Raw genomic sequence first — 18,776 nt, forward strand, 5'->3', positions numbered from 1 at the left:
GCGTCTTGTGCGCGGCGTGCCCCGGGCAATCAGGCGTTGGCGGGCGCGCTCAGGCGCCCAGTTCGCGGACCAGCGAGTCGCGGGTGATCTCGCTGATAGACTTGGCGCCGGTCAGCACCATGGCCACGCGCATTTCTTTCTCGAACAGCTCCAGCAGGTTCTTCACGCCCGCTTCGCCATGGGTGGCCAGGGCATAGAGGAAGGCGCGGCCGATCAGCACGGTGTCGGCGCCCAGGGCGACCATGCGCACTACGTCCAGGCCGCTGCGGATGCCGGAGTCGGCGAGGATCTTGATGTCGCCCTTCACCGCATCGGCGATCGCGGGCAGGGCGCGGGCGCTGGACAGCACGCCGTCGAGCTGGCGGCCGCCGTGGTTGGAGACGACGATGCCGTCGGCGCCGAACTTGACCGCATCGCGGGCGTCGTCGGCGTCCAGGATGCCCTTGATGATCATCGGGCCGTCCCAGAATTCGCGGATCCACTCCAGGTCTTTCCAGGAGATGGACGGGTCGAAATTGTTGCCCAGCCAGCCGATGTAGTCGGCCAGGCCCGTGGGGTTGCCCCGGTATTTGGAGATGTTGCCCAGGTCATGGGGGCGGCCGAGCAGGCCGACATCCAGCGCCCACTGCGGGTGAGTCATGGCCTGCCACACGCGGCGCAGCGGCGCGTTCGGGCCGCTCATGCCGGAGTGGGCATCTCGGTAGCGGGCGCCGGGCACGGGCATGTCGACGGTGAACACCAGGGTCTTCACGCCGGCCGCTTTCGCGCGCTCCAGGGCGTTGCGCATGAAGCCACGGTCTTTCAGTACATACAGCTGGAACCACATCGGCCGGTCGATGGCCGGGGCCACCTCTTCGATCGGGCACACCGATACCGTGGACATGGTGAACGGGATGCCGTGGGCCGCCGCCGCGCGCGCCGCCTGCACTTCGCCACGGCGGGCGTACATGCCGGTGAGGCCGACCGGGGCCAGGGCCACAGGCATGCTCAGGGTTTCGTCGAACAGTCGGGTCTCCAGGCTCAGGTCCGACATGTTCTTCAGCACGCGCTGACGCAGGGCGATGCTGGCCAGGTCCGAGACGTTGTGGCGCAGGGTGTGCTCGGCGTAGGCACCGCCGTCGGCGTAGTGGAAGAGGAAGGGGGGCAGCTTGCGTTGGGCCGCGGCGCGATAGTCGGTGGAGGCGGAAATGATCATGGATTCTCGCAGCGTGGGTTGAAGGAGGTGTCGGGCGCTGGTCGGCGCCCGTGCCCTTTCACTTTAGTGATGAACCAGCATGCCGGTCAGCCAATAGGCCTGGATCAAGGTGATCAGGCCGACGATGGTGGCGAAGAACAGGCTGTGCTTGACGGTGAAGCGGAACAGGTCGGATTCCTTGCCGACCAGGCCGGTGGCGGCGCAGGCCACGGCGATCGACTGCGGCGAGATCATCTTGCCGGTCACGCCGCCGCTGGTGTTGGCCGCCACCAGCAGGGTGTCGTTGACCCCGATCTGGTGCGCGGTGGTGGCTTGCAACGAGCTGAACAGGGCGTTGGACGAGGTGTCGGAACCGGTCAGGAACACGCCCAGCCAGCCCAGGAACGGCGAGAAGAACGGGAACGCGGCGCCCGTGCCGGCCAGCACCAGAGCCATGGTCGAGGACATGCCCGAGTAGTTGGTGACGAAGGCGAAGGCCAGCACCATGCCGATCGACAGGATTGGCCAGCGCAGTTCCCAGAAAGTCTCCTTGAAAGTGGTCAGACCAGTTTTGAAGTTGATCTTCAATACCCACATCGAGATCAGTGCCGAGAGGAAGATCGCGGTGCCGGTGGCGGAGATCGGGTCGAGCTTGAACACCGCCGGCATGGCGGTCGGCGCGGTGACGATCGGCGCGGTCTTGATCACCAACTGGTCGAGGTGCGGGATGGCGAAGTTGAACACGAAGTTGTACATCGCGCCGCCCGGGGCGAAGGCCGCCTTGAACGGCTTCAGGGTCCAGATCGTGACCAGCACGGTCAGGATCAGGAAGGGCGACCAGGCCTTGAAGATCTCGCCGAAGCTGTACGGCGAAGGCTGGCTGCCACCCGATTGCACGACGGCGGCGCCGACGCTGCCCTTGGCTTCGGCGAACGAGCGCTTGGGCTGCCAGACCTTCAGGAACAGGGTCAGGGCGATCAGGCTGGCCAGGGCCGAGGTGATGTCCGGCAGCTCCGGGCCGATGAAGTTGGAGGTGAAGTACTGGGTGACGGCGAAGCTCAGGCCGGCCACCAGGGCGGCGGGCCAGGTCTCTTTCACGCCGCGCACGCCGTCCATCATGAACACCAGCCAGAACGGCACGAACAGCGAGAGCAGCGGCAGCTGGCGGCCAGTCATGGCGCCGATGTGGAAGGCGTCGATACCGGTCACTTGCCCGGCGACGATGATCGGGATGCCCAGGGCGCCGAAGGCCACTGGCGCGGTGTTGGCGATCAGGCACAGGCCGGCGGCGTACAGCGGGTTGAAGCCCAGGCCCACCAGCAGTGCGGCGGTGATGGCCACCGGGGCGCCGAAGCCGGCCGCGCCTTCGAGGAAGGCACCGAAGCAGAAGCCGATCAGCAACACTTGCAGACGCTGGTCGTCAGTGATCGACAGCACCGAGCTGCGGATCACCTCGAACTGGCCGCTCTTGACCGTCAGTTTGTAGAGGAACACCGCGGCGACGATGATCCAGGCAATCGGCCACAGGCCGTAGAGGAAGCCATAACCCGCGGCGGCCAGGGCCATGTCGACAGGCATCTGGAAGGCGAAGATCGCCACCAGGATCGACAGCGCGAGGGTGATGCTGCCGGCGACGTGGCCCTTGAGGCGGAACACGGCAAGGGCGAGGAAGAAGAACACGATGGGGATGACCGCCGCCAGCGCGGACAGGCCGAGGCTACCAAGCGGGGTATAGAGTTGTTGCCAGGTTTGCATATGGGGTGGCCCCTAATTGTTGTTGGTCAAGGCACTGGCATTGGATAATTGGTAATACCAATTTACAATGACTGGGCGCTAGGTTAAGAGCGCCGCGCGGGGTGTGTCAATTTGTCCTGTGGAAAACTTTGGTCGGATACCGATGAGCGGGCATCTGAGCGGCAGGGAAAATCGCCGCCTGATGGGTGTCGGCGCAGGCTGGATAGGCGCAGAATAGGCGCCCCCGGATTCGCATCCCCGGGGTTCGTGGAGAGCAAGCAATGGTTTTTGATCAGGTCCGCCAGCGGCGCCTGTCCGACGACATCGTCGACCGGTTGGAAGGGATGATTCTCGAGGGCACGCTGACTTCGGGGCAGCGACTTCCCGCCGAACGCGTCCTGGCCGAGCAGTTCGGCGTGTCTCGTCCGTCGCTGCGCGAGGCAATCCAGAAGCTGGTGGCAAAGGGGCTGCTGGTCAGCCGCCAGGGTGGTGGCAACTATGTGGCAGAAGCCCTGGGTTCCACCTTCAGCGACCCGCTATTGCAGCTGTTGGAGCGCAATCCGGAGGCCCAGCGCGACTTGCTGGAGTTCCGTCATACATTGGAGGCCTCATGCGCCTACTACGCGGCCCTGCGTGCTACCGAGCCTGATCGCGAGCGATTGAAGACGGCGTTCGATGCGCTGCAGGATTGCTACAACCGTGTCGGCGAGGTGGACCGGGTGGAGGAGGGCGCGGCCGATGCGCGTTTCCACCTGGCCATTGCCGAAGCCAGTCACAACGCTGTGCTGCTGCATACCATCCGCGGCTTGTTCGACCTGCTCAAGCGCAATGTGGTGACCAACATCGGCGGCATGTACCAGCAGCGCACGGAGACCCGCGACATGCTGATCAGCCAGCATCGCGAGTTGTACCTGGCGATTGTCGAGGGGCGGGCGGACGATGCGCGGGAGGTGTCGAGCCGGCACATCCTGTATGTGCAGGAGGTGCTGCAAGAGGCGCAGCAGGAGGCCCAGAGGGTGGCCCGGGCAGAGCGGCGCAGCGGGCGCTGAGTGACGGCGTACGCGGTTCTTGTGGGAGCGGCCTCGGGATCTTTGTACCACTCAAGATCGTCGGGGCTGCTTCGCAGTCCTATCGCGACACGAGGCCGCCCCAACAGTGACCGAGCAGGGCAGGAATTATTCTTCCTTGCCCTTGTTGCGCATCGTGCGTTGCAGCTCGCGGTTGGAGTCGCGTTCGCGCACGGTGTCGCGCTTGTCGAACTCCTTCTTGCCCTTGCCGAGCGCGATTTCGCACTTGATCAGGTGCTTGCTCCAGTACAGCGACATCGCCACGCAGGTGTAGCCCTTCTGCGCCACGGCCGCTTCCAGGCGCTCCAGCTCGCGCTTGTTCAGCAGCAACTTGCGGGTGCGGATCGGGTCGGCGATGACGTGGGTGCTGGCGGTTGTCAGCGGGGTGATGTGGCTGCCGAACAGCCAGGCTTCGCCATCCTTGAGCAGCACGTAGCTGTCGGTCAGGTGCGCCTTGCCGGCCCGCAGGCTCTTTACTTCCCAGCCGGACAGGACCAGCCCGGCCTCGAACTTGTGTTCGATGAAGTAATCGTGTCGCGCCTTCTTGTTCTGCGCGATGGTCCCGGTCGGATGTTTCTTTTGCTTAGCCATAGGGGCGGCATTATAGGGAGAGTCCGCGTCCTCGGCTATGGGGTTTAGGTGCGCTTGAGCCAGTTGTGTGAATCCCGGACAATACAGGCCTCGTTCTGCCACACAGAACCGTATTCGAGGCGCTGTGACGCGCCGCCGCCCAGATTGGAAGTGACGCCTGGATGACTACCCATATTCAACGCTCCGCCCTGCTGCCGTTCCCTGCCCAGGCGCTCTACGACCTGGTCAATGATGTGGCCAGCTACCCGGAGTTCCTGCCCTGGTGCTCGGCTTCCACAGTGCTCGAGGCCAGCGACACGCACATGCGGGCCAGGCTGGAAGTGGCCAAGGGCGGTATGAGCCAGCAGTTCACCACGCGCAATGTGCTGGTGCCGGGCCAGTCGATCGAAATGAACCTGGAAGATGGGCCGTTCACCCAGCTGCACGGTTTGTGGGTGTTCAAACCGCTGGGCGAGAAGGCCTGCAAGATCAGCCTCGACCTGTCGTTCGATTATGCCGGCGCCCTGGTGCGGGCGACCCTGGGGCCATTGTTCAACCAGGCGGCCAATACCATGGTCGATGCGTTTTGCCAGCGTGCCAAGCAGATCAATGGCTGATCAGGGCTCGTGGTCTGATCCGCAGGCTTTTTGACAGCGCAATAAAAAGCCCGGACTGGATCCGGGCTTTTTAGTGTCGGCGCATTTACTGCGGCGAGGTTTCCAGCGGTGCTGGCGTCGGGACCGGGGTGGTCTCGATGTTGTCGATTTCTTTCTGCAGTGTGTCTTCCAGCGAGCCTGGCTTGGCCGGCTTTTCGGATTGGCTGGGCTGCTTGTCCGGGCTGACCGTGGTGTCGCCGCTGCCGCCGAGGATTTCCTGGTCGCGGCTGACGCCCGGCATGAAGTCGCCGGAGAGGCTGACCAGTTGGTCGCTCTCGTTGAAGAAGATGCTCATGCGCTCTTGCTGGCGCTGGCCGCCGCCGGGCTGCAGGCTGTACAGGTAGTCCCAGCGGTTGGTGTGGAAAGTGTCCTGCAGCAGCGGGTTGCCCATGATAAACCTTACTTGCCGGCGGGTCATTCCCGGACGCAATTGGTCTATCATGTCTTGCGTGACGACATTGCCCTGCTGGATGTCGATTTTGTAAACCCCGGGAAACGAGCAACCGGCGAGTGCGAGCAGTCCCACTAGGGTGAGGCTGGTTAGCAAGAGCTTGGTGTTTTGCATCGGTGGGCGACTTCCACTATCTTGGCTGGACAACGTAAACCCCGATCATACCCGTATTAAGAGAAGCTGCGAAGCAGCATCGGCGAGAAAGCTGACCATGGTTGAAAATAGCGAATTGCGCAAAGCGGGCCTCAAGGTTACCCTGCCTCGAGTCAAGATTCTTCAGATGCTCGACTCCGCCGAGCAGCGTCACATGAGTGCCGAGGATGTCTACAAGGCGCTGATGGAAGCTGGCGAGGATGTCGGTCTGGCGACCGTGTACCGCGTACTGACCCAATTCGAAGCGGCGGGCCTGGTGGAGCGCCACAACTTTGATGGCGGCCACGCGGTGTTCGAGCTGGCGGATGGCAAGCACCACGATCACATGGTCAACGTGGACAGCGGTGAAGTCATTGAATTCTTCGATGCCGAAATCGAGAAACGCCAGAAAGAGATCGTTGCCGAGCATGGCTTCGAGCTGGTGGACCACAATCTGGTTCTGTATGTGCGTAAAAAGAAGTAACGATTTAGATCGTTATTGATGGCAAAGGCGACCTTCGGGTCGCCTTTGTGCTTTGTGGTGTTTCAAGTCTTGCGCGATCTCTGTAGGAGCGGCCTTGCCGAGGCGTCGGACCGGCCGGAAAGGGCTGCATAGCAGCCCCTGCAATTCTGAGTCATGCAGAGATCCTGGGGCAGCTGCGCGCCCCTTTCGCGACACAAGGCCGCTGCTACAGGGACCGCGCAGGCTCAGGCCTTGCTGCTCACTACCATCTTGCGCGCATGGGCCAGCGATTCTTTGGTCAGGTCGATCCCGCCCAGCATCCGCGCCACTTCCTCGACCCGCTCGCGCTTGCCCAGGCTGGCCACGGCGGTGTGCGTGGTGTCGCTGTTGCGCACCTTGTGCACGAACAGGTGGTGATGGCCCTGCGCTGCCACCTGGGGCAGGTGGGTCACGGTCAGGACCTGGCCGCGCTCGCCTAGGCGGCGAAGCAGTTGGCCGACGATCTCTGCCGTCGGGCCACCGATCCCCACGTCCACTTCGTCGAACACCAGGGTCGGAATGCGCGAGGTCTGCGCGGTGATCACCTGGATCGCCAGGCTGATACGCGACAGCTCGCCGCCCGAGGCGACCTTGGCCAGGCCCTTGAGTGGCTGGCCGGGGTTGGCGCTGACCAGCAGTTCGATCTGCTCCAGGCCATGGGGCGAAAGGTCGCCGTTGTCGAAGGGCGTAAGTTCGATGCAGAAGCGCCCGCCGGGCATGCCCAGGCGCTGGATTTCCTGCTCGACGGCGGTGGCCAGTTGCTTGGCGGCCTGCTGGCGCAGCGCGCTCAGCTCGCTGGCCTTCTCTTTATAGTGCTGGGCATACGCGGCCAGCTCCTCGCCCAGGCGCTCAATCGACTCATCGCTGGCGTTAAGTCCTTCGAGCTCCTCCATCAGGCGCTGTTGCAGGTGCGGCAGCTCGGTGGGGTGTACACGGTGTTTGCGGGCGAGGGTATAGATGGTGTCCAGGCGCTCTTCCAGGGCCTGAAGGCGCATAGGGTCGGCGTCGAAGTTGTCGAGGAAGCGGTTGAGTTCGCCAACGGCCTCCTCTACCTGGATCTGCGCGCTGGCGATCAGGTTGACCGCCTCGTCCAGCGCCTTTGGGCCGTTGACGACTGCGGTGAGCCGGTTGAGGCTGACGGTCAGGGCGCTCAGCACGTTGCCCGAGTCGCTTTCGCTGCACTGCTCGATGACCTGGCGGCAGATGCCGAACAGCGCCTCGGCGTTGGTCAGGTTCTTGTGTTCCTGTTCCAGCTGTTCCAGCTCGTTTTCGCCAAGGCCGAGGTTGTCCAGTTCTTCCAGCTGGTAGCTGAGCAGTTGATGGCGCGCCCGTTGCTCGTCTCCGGAATTGCTCAGGCGCTCCAGCTCCTGGCGTGTCTGGTTCCAGCGCTTGGCGGCCAGTTGGACCTGGCGGGCCAGGTCGCTGGCGCCGGCGTACTCGTCAACCAGTCGGCGGTGGGTGTCGGTCTTCAGCAGTGACTGGTGTTCATGCTGGCTGTGGATGTCGATCAGCAGTTCGCCCAGGGCCTTGAGGTCGCCCAGTGGGCAGGGGGTGCCGTTGATGTAGCCTCGGCTGCGGCCCTCGGCGGTAATCACCCGGCGCAGGATGCACGGCCCGTCGCTTTCCAGGTCGCGTTCGGCGAGCCAGGCGTGGGCCTCGGGGATGTCGACCAGGTCGAAGGTGGCGAGGATGTCTGCCTTGTCGGTGCCCGGGCGCACCACGCCGCTGTCGGCGCGGTCGCCCAGGGCCAGGCCGAGGGCGTCGAGCATGATCGACTTGCCAGCCCCGGTCTCGCCGGTGATGACGGACATGCCGCGGGCGATTTCGAGGTCGAGGTGTTCGACGATGGCGTAGTTGTGAATGGACAGGTGCACCAGCATGGGGCGGCTCCCGGAAGGTCGTGTCTGGATATTTATACAGTGCTTTTCGCGGGTCTGCCAATAGCCGGTCGACGAATGTGGAAAAGCACCTTCCCCCTTGAACCTGGTTTTTCCGACCCCATATAGCCGGCAAGACATGGCGAGCCTGGCTCGCACGACAGAAATCGTGGAGGAGAAACCCAATGGCTGACGAACAGCTGGATGAGAAGAACCTGAATTCCGAAGAAGCAGGCGCCGCGAATGCCGATGCCCGCGTCCTGGAGCTCGAGGAGCAGCTGGCCGCCGCCAAGGACCAGTCCCTGCGCGCCGCCGCCGACCTGCAGAACATCCGCCGCCGTGCCGAGCAGGATGTCGAGAAGGCCCATAAGTTCGCCCTGGAGAAGTTCGCCGGCGACCTGCTGCCGATCATCGACAGCCTGGAGCGTGGCCTGGAACTGTCCAACGCCGACGACGAGACCATCAAGCCGATGCGCGAAGGCATCGAGCTGACCCTGAAGATGTTCCAGGACACCCTCAAGCGCTACAACCTCGAGGCCATCGATCCGCACGGCCAGCCATTCAACGCCGAGCACCACCAGGCGATGGCCATGCAGGAAAGCGCCGAGGTCGAGCCGAACAGCGTGCTGAACGTGTTCCAGAAAGGCTACCTGCTCAACGGCCGCCTGCTGCGCCCCGCCATGGTGGTGGTCAGCAAGGCGCCGAGCGCTGCGCAGCCTTCGATCAATGAAAAGGCTTGAAATCTTTCCGGGCACCCCCATCTAGGTGTCAAGCCTTCAAGTATTAGTGCAGTGGGCCAAGGCAGTCGCTGCTATCAAATTCAAGTTTCGGGAGAATCAACATGGGTAAAATCATCGGTATCGACCTGGGGACCACCAACTCCTGCGTCTCCGTGCTGGAAAACGGCACCGCCAAGGTCATCGAGAACGCCGAAGGCGCGCGTACCACGCCTTCGATCATCGCCTACGCAAACGACGGCGAAATCCTGGTCGGCCAGTCGGCCAAGCGCCAGGCGGTCACCAACCCGCACAACACCCTGTTCGCGGTGAAGCGCCTGATCGGCCGCCGTTTCGAAGAAGATGTCGTGCAGAAAGACATCAAGCTGGTGCCTTACAAGATCGTCAAGGCCAGCAACGGTGACGCCTGGGTCGAGGCCTCCGGCAAGGAAATGGCTCCGCCGCAGATCAGCGCCGAAGTCCTGAAGAAGATGAAGAAGACTGCCGAAGATTACCTCGGCGAGCCGGTCACCGAAGCGGTCATCACCGTGCCGGCCTACTTCAACGACAGCCAGCGTCAGGCCACCAAGGATGCCGGTCGCATCGCCGGTCTGGACGTAAAACGCATCATCAACGAACCGACCGCCGCTGCGCTGGCGTACGGCATGGACAAGGCCAAGGGCGACCACACCGTCATCGTTTATGACCTCGGTGGTGGTACCTTCGACGTTTCGGTCATCGAAATCGCCGAAGTCGACGGTGAGCACCAGTTCGAAGTACTGGCCACCAACGGCGACACCTTCCTGGGTGGCGAAGACTTCGACATGCGCCTGATCGACTACCTCGTCGACGAGTTCAAGAAAGAGTCCGGCATGGATCTGAAGAACGATCCCCTGGCCCTGCAGCGCCTGAAAGAAGCCGCTGAAAAGGCCAAGATCGAGCTGTCGTCGAGCCAGCAGACCGATGTCAACCTGCCGTACATCACCGCAGATGCGACCGGGCCGAAGCACTTGAATGTGAAGATCTCCCGCTCCAAGCTGGAGTCGCTGGTCGAAGACCTGGTCAACCGTACCATCGAGCCATGCCGCATCGCCCTGAAGGACGCCGGTATCGACGCCAGCAAGATCGACGACGTGATCCTGGTCGGTGGCCAGACCCGTATGCCGATGGTGCAGAAAGCCGTTGCCGACTTCTTCGGTAAAGAAGCGCGCAAGGACGTCAACCCGGACGAAGCCGTTGCCATGGGTGCCGCCATCCAGGGCGCTGTTCTGGCTGGTGACGTCAAGGACGTGCTGCTGCTGGACGTCAGCCCGCTGACCCTGGGTATCGAAACCATGGGCGGCGTGATGACCGCGTTGATCGAGAAGAACACCACCATTCCGACCAAGAAGTCGCAGGTATTCTCGACCGCCGATGACAACCAGGGCGCCGTGACCATCCACGTGCTGCAGGGTGAGCGCAAGCAAGCTTCGCAGAACAAGTCGCTGGGCAAGTTCGACCTGGCCGACATTCCGCCGGCTCCGCGCGGCGTGCCGCAGATCGAAGTGACCTTCGATATCGACGCCAACGGCATCCTGCACGTCGGCGCGAAGGACAAGGCCACCGGCAAGGCGCAGTCGATCGTGATCAAGGCCAACTCCGGCCTGTCCGACGAAGAAATCGAGAAAATGGTGCGTGACGCCGAGGCCAACGCCGAGGAAGACCGCAAGTTCGAAGAACTGGCCGCCGCCCGTAACCAGGGTGACGCGCTGGTTCACTCGACTCGCAAGATGGTCGCTGAAGCCGGTGACAAGGTCACCGCTGAAGAGAAGACTGCCATCGAGGCCGCCTTGGTCGCCCTGGAAGCCGCCGTCAAAGGCGACGACAAGGCCGCCATCGACGCCAAGGTCGAGGAGCTGTCCAAGGTTTCGGCGCCTGTTGCCCAGAAGATGTACGCCGAGCAACAGGCCGAGCAACCGCAGGGCGGCGCCCAGCAGGCCGAGCCGGAAGCCAAGCACGACGACGTGGTTGACGCCGAGTTCGAAGAAGTGAAAGACAACAACAAGCAGTAATTCCTGCATGTTGTCGGCCGGTTCACCGTCGTTTGCTGGTGAACTGGTAGGATGTCGCCGCGCGGGAGCTTGCTCCCGCGTTGGCGTGTCTGGAACACGAGAATTATTTACGGCATCTGTCGCGGCGCATTCGCCCATGACGGCAGGTGCTGGTGGCATGGCGCACGATGCGCCGAGGTATGCCGAACGCCCCCAAGAGTGCAAATGACCTATGGCAAAGCGTGATTTTTATGAGGTCCTGGGTGTCGAGCGTGGCGCCAGTGAAGGTGATCTCAAGAAGGCCTACCGCCGTCTGGCGATGAAGTACCACCCGGATCGCAATCCGGGCGACAAGGAGTCGGAAGACCTGTTCAAGGAGGCCAACGAGGCCTACGAAGTGCTGTCCGATGCCAGCAAGCGCGCGGCATACGACCAGTATGGCCACGCCGGCGTCGACCCGAGCATGGGGGGTGGCGGTGCCGGTTTCGGCGGCGCCAACTTCTCCGACATCTTCGGCGACGTCTTCAGCGACTTCTTCGGCGGCGGCCGCGGTGGCGGTCGTGGCGGTGCCCAGCGCGGCAGCGACCTGCGCTATACCCTCGAGCTCAATCTTGAAGAGGCGGTGCGCGGCACCACGGTCAACATTCGTGTGCCCACGCTGGTCAACTGCAAGCCGTGCGACGGCTCCGGCGCCAAGAAGGGTTCGACACCGTCGACCTGCCCGACCTGCGGCGGCATCGGCCAGGTGCGCATGCAGCAGGGCTTCTTCGCCGTGCAGCAGACCTGTCCGCGTTGCCATGGCCAGGGCAAGATCATCACCGATCCTTGCGGTTCGTGCCACGGCGAAGGTCGTGTCGAGGAATACAAGACGCTGTCGGTCAAGGTGCCGGCCGGTGTCGATACCGGTGATCGCATTCGCCTGTCCGGCGAAGGCGAGGCGGGCGCCCATGGTGGTCCTACCGGTGACCTGTATGTGGTCGTCAATGTGCGCGAGCACCCGATCTTCCAACGCGACGGCAAGCACCTCTACTGCGAAGTGCCGATCAGCTATACCGATGCCGCCCTGGGTGGCGAGCTGGAAGTGCCGACCCTCGATGGTCGCGTGAAGCTGAAGATCCCCGAAGGCACCCAGACCGGCAAGCAGTTCCGCTTGCGCGGCAAGGGCGTGGCGCCGGTGCGCGGTGGCGCGGCAGGCGACCTGCTGTGCCGGGTGGCGGTGGAAACGCCGGTCAACCTCAGTCGTCGCCAGCGCGAGCTGCTCGAAGAGCTGCGCGATTCGCTGGAAGGCGACAGCTCCCATTCGCCCAAGGCCAGCGGCTGGTTCGAGGGTGTGAAGCGCTTCTTCGGCGATCTCTGAGAAGGAACAGGCTATGCGACGTATTGCGGTAATGGGTGCGGCGGGGCGGATGGGCAAGACCCTCGTCGAGGCTGTGCAGCAGCAGGCGCCCCAGGCCGGGCTGACAGCGGCGATCGACCGCCCGGACAGCTCGCTGGTCGGGGCCGATGCCGGTGAACTGGCGGCCCTGGGGCGTATCGGCGTGCCGATCTGCGATGACCTGGCCAAGGTCGCCGACGAGTTCGATGTGCTGATCGATTTCACGCATCCTTCGGTGACCCTGAAGAACCTGGCGTTCTGCCGCAAGGCGGGCAAGGCCATGGTCATCGGCACCACCGGTTTCACACCGGAAGAGAAAGGGCTGCTGGCGGAGGCGGGCAAGGAGATCCCGATCGTCTTCGCCGCGAACTTCAGCGTGGGCGTGAACCTCAGCCTCAAGCTGCTGGACATGGCGGCCCGGGTGCTGGGCGATGATGTGGATATCGAGATCATCGAGGCTCATCACCGGCACAAGGTCGACGCGCCGTCGGGGACCGCTCTGCGCATGGGTGAAGTGGTTGCCAATGCGTTGGGGCGCGACTTGCAGGAAGTGGCGGTGTATGGTCGTGAAGGCCAGACTGGCGCCCGTGATCGCAAGACCATCGGTTTCGCTACTGTGCGTGCCGGTGATGTGGTCGGTGACCACACCGTGCTGTTCGCCGCCGACGGCGAGCGCCTGGAGATCACCCACAAGGCCTCCAGCCGCATGACGTTCGCCAAAGGCGCCGTGCGCGCTGCGCTGTGGCTGGAGGGGCGTGAGCCTGGCCTGTACGACATGCAGGACGTGCTTGAGCTGCGTTGATGTCGCGGGGCTGCCTGGCAGCCCCTTGTCGCATTAGTGTGGTTTAGAGACACATCTACGGTAGACCCAAAACGCACTTTTCTGTAAGCTACAGCTTTAGTGTGTCCACTAAAAGCGCGCAGCGAATTGAATTCAGCACTTAAAAGCGGGGTGACGTGTCCATACGTCACTCCGCTTTTTTGCAACCTGCGATCGCCCTTTCATGCTTGATTTACGGGAGGTCTTCTTGACAAAGCCAGCCATACTCGCCCTTGCCGACGGCAGTATTTTTCGCGGTGAAGCCATTGGTGCCGACGGTCAGACCGTTGGCGAGGTGGTATTCAACACCGCTATGACCGGCTACCAGGAAATCCTTACAGACCCTTCCTACTCGCAGCAAATCGTCACCCTGACCTACCCGCACATCGGCAATACCGGCACCACTCCGGAAGACGCCGAATCCAACCGCGTCTGGTCCGCCGGCCTGGTTATCCGCGACCTGCCGCTGCTGGCCAGCAACTGGCGCAATACCCAGTCGCTGCCCGAGTACCTCAAGGCCAACAATGTTGTCGCCATCGCCGGTATCGATACCCGTCGCCTGACCCGTATCCTGCGTGAAAAAGGCGCCCAGAACGGTTGCATCCTCGCCGGTGACAACATCACCGAAGAGCAGGCCATCGCCGCTGCCCGTGCCTTCCCGGGCCTGAAGGGCATGGACCTGGCCAAGGTCGTTTCCACCAAGGAGCGCTACGAGTGGCGTTCCAGCGTCTGGGAACTGAAGACCGACAGCCACCCGACCATCGACGCTGCCGACCTGCCGTACCACGTGGTTGCCTTCGACTACGGCGTCAAGTTGAACATCCTGCGCATGCTGGTCGCGCGTGGTTGCCGCGTGACCGTGGTGCCTGCCCAGACCCCTGCCAGCGAAGTGCTCGCGCTCAACCCCGATGGTGTGTTCCTGTCCAACGGCCCTGGTGATCCGGAGCCATGCGACTACGCCATCCAGGCGATCAAGGAAATCCTCGAGACCGAGATTCCGGTCTTCGGCATCTGCCTCGGCCACCAACTGCTGGCCTTGGCCTCCGGCGCCAAGACCGTGAAGATGGGCCATGGCCACCACGGTGCCAACCACCCGGTCCAGGATCTGGACACCGGCGTGGTCATGATCACCAGCCAGAACCACGGCTTTGCCGTCGACGAAGCCACCTTGCCGGCTAACGTACGCGCCATTCACAAGTCGCTGTTCGACGGTACCCTGCAGGGTATCGAGCGCACCGACAAGAGCGCGTTCAGCTTCCAGGGCCACCCTGAAGCGAGCCCAGGCCCGACCGACGTCGCGCCACTGTTCGATCGTTTCACCGATGCCATGGCCAAGCGCCGCTGAGCATCCTGCTTCAAGGCCCCGGGCCGGCTCGCGCCGCGCCCGGCAGTGCCTGACCCAGATTGTTCAAAGCGGCTTGCCGACTGACCCCGGATTTGAGTGACAACCATGCCAAAACGTACAGACATCAAAAGCATCCTGATTCTCGGCGCTGGCCCGATCGTGATCGGCCAGGCCTGCGAATTCGACTACTCCGGCGCCCAGGCCTGTAAAGCCCTGCGCGAGGAAGGTTTCCGCGTCATCCTGGTGAACTCCAACCCGGCCACCATCATGACCGACCCGGCCATGGCCGACGCCACCTACATCGAGCCGATCAAGTGGCAGTCGGTGGCCAAGATCATCGAGAAAGAGCGCCCGGACGCGGTGCTGCCGACCATGGGTGGCCAGACCGCGCTGAACTGCGCCCTGGACCTGGAGCGTCACGGCGTCCTGGAGAAGTTCGGCGTCGAGATGATCGGTGCCAACGCCGACACCATCGACAAGGCTGAAGATCGTTCGCGCTTCGACAAGGCGATGAAGGACATCGGCCTGGAGTGCCCGCGCTCCGGTATCGCCCACAGCATGGAAGAGGCCAACGCGGTCCTCGAGAAACTCGGCTTCCCATGCATCATCCGCCCGTCGTTCACCATGGGCGGCACGGGCGGTGGTATCGCCTACAACCGTGAAGAGTTCGAAGAAATCTGCACCCGTGGTCTGGACCTGTCGCCGACCAAGGAGCTGCTGATCGACGAATCGCTGATCGGCTGGAAGGAGTACGAGATGGAGGTGGTCCGCGACAAGAAGGACAACTGCATCATCGTCTGCTCGATCGAGAACTTCGACCCGATGGGCGTGCACACCGGTGACTCGATCACCGTTGCTCCGGCACAGACCCTGACCGACAAGGAATACCAGATCATGCGCAACGCCTCGTTGGCGGTGCTGCGTGAAATCGGTGTCGAGACCGGCGGTTCCAACGTGCAGTTCGGTATCTGCCCGAACACTGGTCGCATGGTCGTGATCGAGATGAACCCGCGGGTTTCCCGTTCCTCGGCCCTGGCCTCCAAGGCCACCGGCTTCCCGATCGCCAAGATCGCCGCCAAGCTGGCCATCGGCTACACCCTGGACGAACTGCAGAACGACATCACCGGTGGCCGCACCCCGGCGTCCTTCGAGCCGTCGATCGACTACGTCGTCACCAAGCTGCCGCGTTTTGCCTTCGAGAAATTCCCGAAAGCCGACGCCCGCCTGACCACCCAGATGAAATCCGTGGGTGAAGTCATGGCCATCGGCCGCACCTTCCAGGAGTCCCTGCAGAAAGCCCTGCGTGGCCTGGAAGTCGGCGCCTGCGGTCTCGACCCGAAAGTCGACCTGGCCAGCCCGGAAGCGGCCAGCATCCTCAAGCGCGAACTGACCGTGCCGGGCGCCGAGCGTATCTGGTACGTCGCCGACGCCATGCGTTCGGGCATGACCATCGAGGAAATCTTTGCCCTGACCGGCATCGACCTGTGGTTCCTGGTGCAGATGGAAGACCTGATCAAGGAAGAAGAGAAGGTCAAGACCCTGGCCCTGTCGTCGATCGACAAGGACTACATGCTGCGCCTCAAGCGCAAGGGCTTCTCGGACCAGCGCCTGGCCAAGCTGCTCGGCATCACCGACAAGAACCTGCGCCGTCACCGCCACAAGCTGGAAGTGTTCCCGGTCTACAAGCGCGTCGACACCTGCGCCGCCGAGTTCGCCACCGATACCGCCTACCTGTACTCGACCTACGAGCAAGAGTGCGAGGCCAATCCGTCGACCCGTGACAAGATCATGATCCTGGGTGGCGGCCCGAACCGTATCGGCCAGGGCATCGAGTTCGACTACTGCTGCGTGCACGCCGCGCTGGCCCTGCGTGAAGACGGTTACGAGACCATCATGGTCAACTGCAACCCTGAGACCGTCTCCACCGACTACGACACCTCCGACCGCCTGTACTTCGAGCCGCTGACCCTGGAAGACGTGCTGGAAGTCTGCCGCGTCGAGAAGCCGAAGGGCGTGATCGTCCACTACGGCGGCCAGACCCCGCTGAAGCTGGCGCGTGCCCTGGAAGAAGCCGGCGTACCGATCATCGGTACCAGCCCTGACGCCATCGACCGCGCCGAAGACCGCGAGCGCTTCCAGCAGATGGTTCAGCGCCTGAACCTGCTGCAGCCGCCAAACGCCACCGTTCGCAGCGAAGACGAAGCCATCGCTGCCGCAGGCAAGATCGGTTACCCGTTGGTGGTTCGCCCGTCCTACGTACTGGGCGGCCGCGCCATGGAGATCGTCTACGAACTGGACGAGCTCAAGCGCTACCTGCGTGAGGCGGTACAGGTCTCCAACGACAGCCCGGTGCTGCTCGACCACTTCCTCAACTGCGCCATCGAGATGGACGTGGATGCGGTCTGCGACGGCACCGACGTGGTGATCGGCGCGATCATGCAGCACATCGAGCAGGCCGGCGTTCACTCCGGCGACTCGGCGTGCTCGCTGCCGCCTTATTCGCTGAGCCAGCAAGTGCAGGACGAAGTCCGCGTCCAGGTCAAGAAAATGGCCCTGGAGCTGGGCGTGGTCGGCCTGATGAACGTGCAGCTGGCCCTGCAGGGCGACAAGATCTACGTGATCGAGGTCAACCCGCGCGCCTCGCGTACCGTGCCGTTCGTCTCCAAGTGCATCGGCACCTCCCTGGCGATGATCGCGGCCCGCGTCATGGCCGGCAAGACCCTGAAAGAGCTGGGCTTCACCCAGGAAATCATCCCGAACTTCTACAGCGTCAAGGAAGCCGTCTTCCCGTTCGCCAAGTTCCCGGGGGTTGACCCGATCCTCGGCCCTGAGATGAAATCGACCGGTGAAGTCATGGGTGTCGGCGACAGCTTCGGCGAAGCCTTCGCCAAGGCCCAGATGGGCGCGAGCGAAGTGCTGCCGACCGGCGGTACCGCGTTCATCAGCGTGCGTGACGACGACAAGCCGCAAGTGGCTGGCGTTGCCCGCGACCTGATCGCCCTGGGCTTCGAAGTGGTCGCCACTGCCGGCACCGCCAAGGTAATCGAAGCGGCCGGCCTTAAAGTGCGTCGCGTGAACAAGGTGACCGAGGGGCGTCCGCACGTGGTCGACATGATCAAGAACGACGAAGTGTCGTTGATCATCAACACCACCGAAGGTCGCCAGTCGATCGCCGACTCCTACTCGATTCGTCGCAATGCGTTGCAGCACAAGATCTACTGCACCACCACCATTGCGGCCGGTGAAGCCATCTGCGAGGCGCTGAAATTCGGTCCGGAAAAGACCGTTCGTCGCCTGCAGGATCTGCATGCAGGACTCAAAGCATGAGCATTACCAAATACCCGATGACCGTCCAGGGCGCTCGCGCCCTGGAGGAAGAGCATCTGTTCCTGAGCAAGACCGAGCGCCCACGCCTGAGCCAGGCGATCGGCGAGGCTCGCGAGCTGGGCGATCTCAAGGAAAACGCCGAATACCACGCCGCCCGCGAGGAGCAGGGTATGGTCGAGGCGCGTATCCGCGATATCGAAGGCCGTCTGCAGAACTCGGTGGTGATCGACGTCACCACCATCGCCCACACCGGCAAGGTGATTTTCGGCACCACCGTGGTGCTGGCGAACACCGAGACCGATGAAGAGGTGACCTACCAGATCGTCGGCGAAGACGAAGCCGACGTGAAGCAGGGCAAGCTCTCCAGCGGTGCGCCGATCGCCCGCGCCATCATCGGCAAGGAAGAAGGTGATACTGTCGTCGTCAAGACGCCAAGTGGCACGGTCGAGTACGAGATTGTCGAAGTCAAGCACATCTGACCGGCGCCTGCGGGCGCCATCCCTCGAGGGGATCCTCTGGCAGCTGGCCCAGGTGTTCTGGGTCGGCGGCCTGTGGGTGTTCCACGTGGGGCTGGTGCCGGCGCTCAAGGTCAGTGGCCTGGCGCCTTTGCTGGTGCACGACGTGGCTGCGCAGATCGACCGCTGGTTGATTGGCGTGGCTATGCTCGGGTTGTTGACCCAGTTGGCAGTGCTGGCGAGGGTGGATGGCCTGGCGGCCTGGTGGCGGCAGTTCCGCGGCCAGATGCTGCTGCTCGGCTTCGGCGCCTGCGTCAGCTACTACACGCTGCGCTACGGGATCTCCGTGGGCGAGCGTTGGCAGATGTTCTGCTTCCTGGTGCTGGGCTTCTCCGGCATCGTGCTGGTGGCCCAGCCGGTCCCGGTCAGGGCGCGGCGGTAAGCGACTCAATATCGCTGGGGCCGCTTTGCGGCCCTTTCGCGACACAAGGCCGCTCCCACAGGGATTGCGCTGCGCCGTAGGTCGGTGCAATCCCTGTGGGAGC

16 protein-coding genes are annotated in these 18,776 nt (G+C 63.3%); 11 read left to right on the top strand and 5 right to left on the bottom strand.

Annotated features, from left to right (window positions below):
• Nucleotides 1–49: 49 nt before the first annotated feature.
• Both lldD and ACVWZ5_RS16230 read right to left on the bottom strand, forming a co-directional pair.
• Nucleotides 50–1,195 carry an FMN-dependent L-lactate dehydrogenase LldD gene (gene lldD / locus ACVWZ5_RS16225; protein ID WP_050707002.1) on the bottom strand — a complete coding sequence of 382 codons (1,146 nt, stop codon included), beginning with the start codon at nucleotides 1,193–1,195 and terminating at the stop codon, nucleotides 50–52.
• 63 nt (nucleotides 1,196–1,258) lie between these two features.
• Nucleotides 1,259–2,929 carry a lactate permease LctP family transporter gene (locus ACVWZ5_RS16230; protein ID WP_028691272.1) on the bottom strand — a complete coding sequence of 557 codons (1,671 nt, stop codon included), beginning with the start codon at nucleotides 2,927–2,929 and terminating at the stop codon, nucleotides 1,259–1,261.
• Between the two features lie 260 nt (nucleotides 2,930–3,189).
• Between ACVWZ5_RS16230 and ACVWZ5_RS16235 the strand changes: the two genes are divergently transcribed.
• A complete protein-coding gene (locus ACVWZ5_RS16235) occupies nucleotides 3,190–3,957 on the top strand; it encodes an FCD domain-containing protein (RefSeq protein WP_062572726.1) in 768 nt (255 codons plus the stop codon).
• 126 nt (nucleotides 3,958–4,083) lie between these two features.
• Here the strand turns inward: ACVWZ5_RS16235 and smpB are convergent, their stop codons facing one another.
• Entirely contained in the window at nucleotides 4,084–4,566 is a 483-nt protein-coding gene (smpB, locus tag ACVWZ5_RS16240; protein ID WP_011532120.1) for an SsrA-binding protein SmpB, read from the bottom strand.
• 161 nt (nucleotides 4,567–4,727) lie between these two features.
• Between smpB and ACVWZ5_RS16245 the strand changes: the two genes are divergently transcribed.
• On the top strand, nucleotides 4,728–5,162 hold the full coding sequence (locus ACVWZ5_RS16245) for a type II toxin-antitoxin system RatA family toxin (protein ID WP_028691270.1): 435 nt from the start codon (nucleotides 4,728–4,730) through the stop codon (nucleotides 5,160–5,162).
• An 85-nt stretch (nucleotides 5,163–5,247) separates the two neighbouring features.
• On the opposite strand, the gene bamE is transcribed toward ACVWZ5_RS16245, so the two are convergent.
• Nucleotides 5,248–5,766: an outer membrane protein assembly factor BamE gene (bamE, locus tag ACVWZ5_RS16250; RefSeq protein ID WP_062572727.1), complete on the bottom strand. Its 519-nt coding sequence runs from the start codon at nucleotides 5,764–5,766 to the stop codon at nucleotides 5,248–5,250.
• A 97-nt stretch (nucleotides 5,767–5,863) separates the two neighbouring features.
• On the opposite strand from bamE, the gene fur reads away from it, so the two are divergent.
• Complete coding sequence (gene fur / locus ACVWZ5_RS16255; RefSeq protein WP_028691268.1) at nucleotides 5,864–6,268, top strand: ferric iron uptake transcriptional regulator; 405 nt, start codon at nucleotides 5,864–5,866, stop codon at nucleotides 6,266–6,268.
• A 224-nt stretch (nucleotides 6,269–6,492) separates the two neighbouring features.
• Here the strand turns inward: fur and recN are convergent, their stop codons facing one another.
• A complete protein-coding gene (gene recN, locus ACVWZ5_RS16260; RefSeq protein WP_062572728.1) occupies nucleotides 6,493–8,166 on the bottom strand; it encodes a DNA repair protein RecN in 1,674 nt (557 codons plus the stop codon).
• 182 nt (nucleotides 8,167–8,348) lie between these two features.
• Between recN and grpE the strand changes: the two genes are divergently transcribed.
• The 8 genes from grpE to ACVWZ5_RS16300 all read left to right on the top strand — a co-directional run bounded on the left by grpE (nucleotide 8,349) and on the right by ACVWZ5_RS16300 (nucleotide 18,673).
• Nucleotides 8,349–8,903 (top strand): nucleotide exchange factor GrpE, encoded by a 555-nt coding sequence (gene grpE, locus ACVWZ5_RS16265; RefSeq protein WP_028691266.1) that lies wholly within the window; start codon nucleotides 8,349–8,351, stop codon nucleotides 8,901–8,903.
• 101 nt (nucleotides 8,904–9,004) lie between these two features.
• Nucleotides 9,005–10,930: a molecular chaperone DnaK gene (dnaK, locus tag ACVWZ5_RS16270; RefSeq protein WP_062572729.1), complete on the top strand. Its 1,926-nt coding sequence runs from the start codon at nucleotides 9,005–9,007 to the stop codon at nucleotides 10,928–10,930.
• A 211-nt stretch (nucleotides 10,931–11,141) separates the two neighbouring features.
• Entirely contained in the window at nucleotides 11,142–12,266 is a 1,125-nt protein-coding gene (dnaJ, locus tag ACVWZ5_RS16275; RefSeq protein ID WP_028691264.1) for a molecular chaperone DnaJ, read from the top strand.
• Nucleotides 12,267–12,279: 13 nt separating this feature from the next.
• Nucleotides 12,280–13,086, top strand: coding sequence for a 4-hydroxy-tetrahydrodipicolinate reductase (gene dapB / locus ACVWZ5_RS16280; RefSeq protein WP_062572730.1), 807 nt, complete (start codon nucleotides 12,280–12,282; stop codon nucleotides 13,084–13,086).
• A gap of 226 nt (nucleotides 13,087–13,312) precedes the next feature.
• Nucleotides 13,313–14,449, top strand: a complete 1,137-nt coding sequence (gene carA / locus ACVWZ5_RS16285) for a glutamine-hydrolyzing carbamoyl-phosphate synthase small subunit (RefSeq protein ID WP_023629348.1) — start codon at nucleotides 13,313–13,315, stop codon at nucleotides 14,447–14,449.
• A 105-nt stretch (nucleotides 14,450–14,554) separates the two neighbouring features.
• Entirely contained in the window at nucleotides 14,555–17,776 is a 3,222-nt protein-coding gene (gene carB / locus ACVWZ5_RS16290) for a carbamoyl-phosphate synthase large subunit (RefSeq protein WP_062572731.1), read from the top strand.
• Nucleotides 17,773–18,255 carry a transcription elongation factor GreA gene (greA, locus tag ACVWZ5_RS16295; RefSeq protein WP_011532131.1) on the top strand — a complete coding sequence of 161 codons (483 nt, stop codon included), beginning with the start codon at nucleotides 17,773–17,775 and terminating at the stop codon, nucleotides 18,253–18,255. The genes carB and greA overlap by 4 nt, the downstream gene beginning before the upstream one ends.
• On the top strand, nucleotides 18,233–18,673 hold the full coding sequence (locus ACVWZ5_RS16300) for a hypothetical protein (RefSeq protein ID WP_011532132.1): 441 nt from the start codon (nucleotides 18,233–18,235) through the stop codon (nucleotides 18,671–18,673). Before greA ends, ACVWZ5_RS16300 begins: the two co-directional genes overlap by 23 nt.
• Nucleotides 18,674–18,776: the final 103 nt, after the last annotated feature.

It is taken from the genome of Pseudomonas sp. TE6283 (genome assembly GCF_054060555.1).

Excerpts from the sequence above, each read along its gene's own strand:
- carB (WP_062572731.1), top strand. The coding sequence starts at position 14,555 with ATGCCAAAACGTACAGACATCAAAAGCATCCTGATTCTCGGCGCTGGC.
- lldD (WP_050707002.1), bottom strand. The coding sequence starts at position 1,195 with ATGATCATTTCCGCCTCCACCGACTATCGCGCCGCGGCCCAACGCAAG.
- bamE (WP_062572727.1), bottom strand. The coding sequence starts at position 5,766 with ATGCAAAACACCAAGCTCTTGCTAACCAGCCTCACCCTAGTGGGACTG.
- dnaK (WP_062572729.1), top strand. The coding sequence starts at position 9,005 with ATGGGTAAAATCATCGGTATCGACCTGGGGACCACCAACTCCTGCGTC.
- smpB (WP_011532120.1), bottom strand. The coding sequence starts at position 4,566 with ATGGCTAAGCAAAAGAAACATCCGACCGGGACCATCGCGCAGAACAAG.
- greA (WP_011532131.1), top strand. The coding sequence starts at position 17,773 with ATGAGCATTACCAAATACCCGATGACCGTCCAGGGCGCTCGCGCCCTG.
- ACVWZ5_RS16235 (WP_062572726.1), top strand. The coding sequence starts at position 3,190 with ATGGTTTTTGATCAGGTCCGCCAGCGGCGCCTGTCCGACGACATCGTC.
- recN (WP_062572728.1), bottom strand. The coding sequence starts at position 8,166 with ATGCTGGTGCACCTGTCCATTCACAACTACGCCATCGTCGAACACCTC.
- dapB (WP_062572730.1), top strand. The coding sequence starts at position 12,280 with ATGCGACGTATTGCGGTAATGGGTGCGGCGGGGCGGATGGGCAAGACC.
- fur (WP_028691268.1), top strand. The coding sequence starts at position 5,864 with ATGGTTGAAAATAGCGAATTGCGCAAAGCGGGCCTCAAGGTTACCCTG.
- ACVWZ5_RS16245 (WP_028691270.1), top strand. The coding sequence starts at position 4,728 with ATGACTACCCATATTCAACGCTCCGCCCTGCTGCCGTTCCCTGCCCAG.
- ACVWZ5_RS16230 (WP_028691272.1), bottom strand. The coding sequence starts at position 2,929 with ATGCAAACCTGGCAACAACTCTATACCCCGCTTGGTAGCCTCGGCCTG.
- grpE (WP_028691266.1), top strand. The coding sequence starts at position 8,349 with ATGGCTGACGAACAGCTGGATGAGAAGAACCTGAATTCCGAAGAAGCA.
- dnaJ (WP_028691264.1), top strand. The coding sequence starts at position 11,142 with ATGGCAAAGCGTGATTTTTATGAGGTCCTGGGTGTCGAGCGTGGCGCC.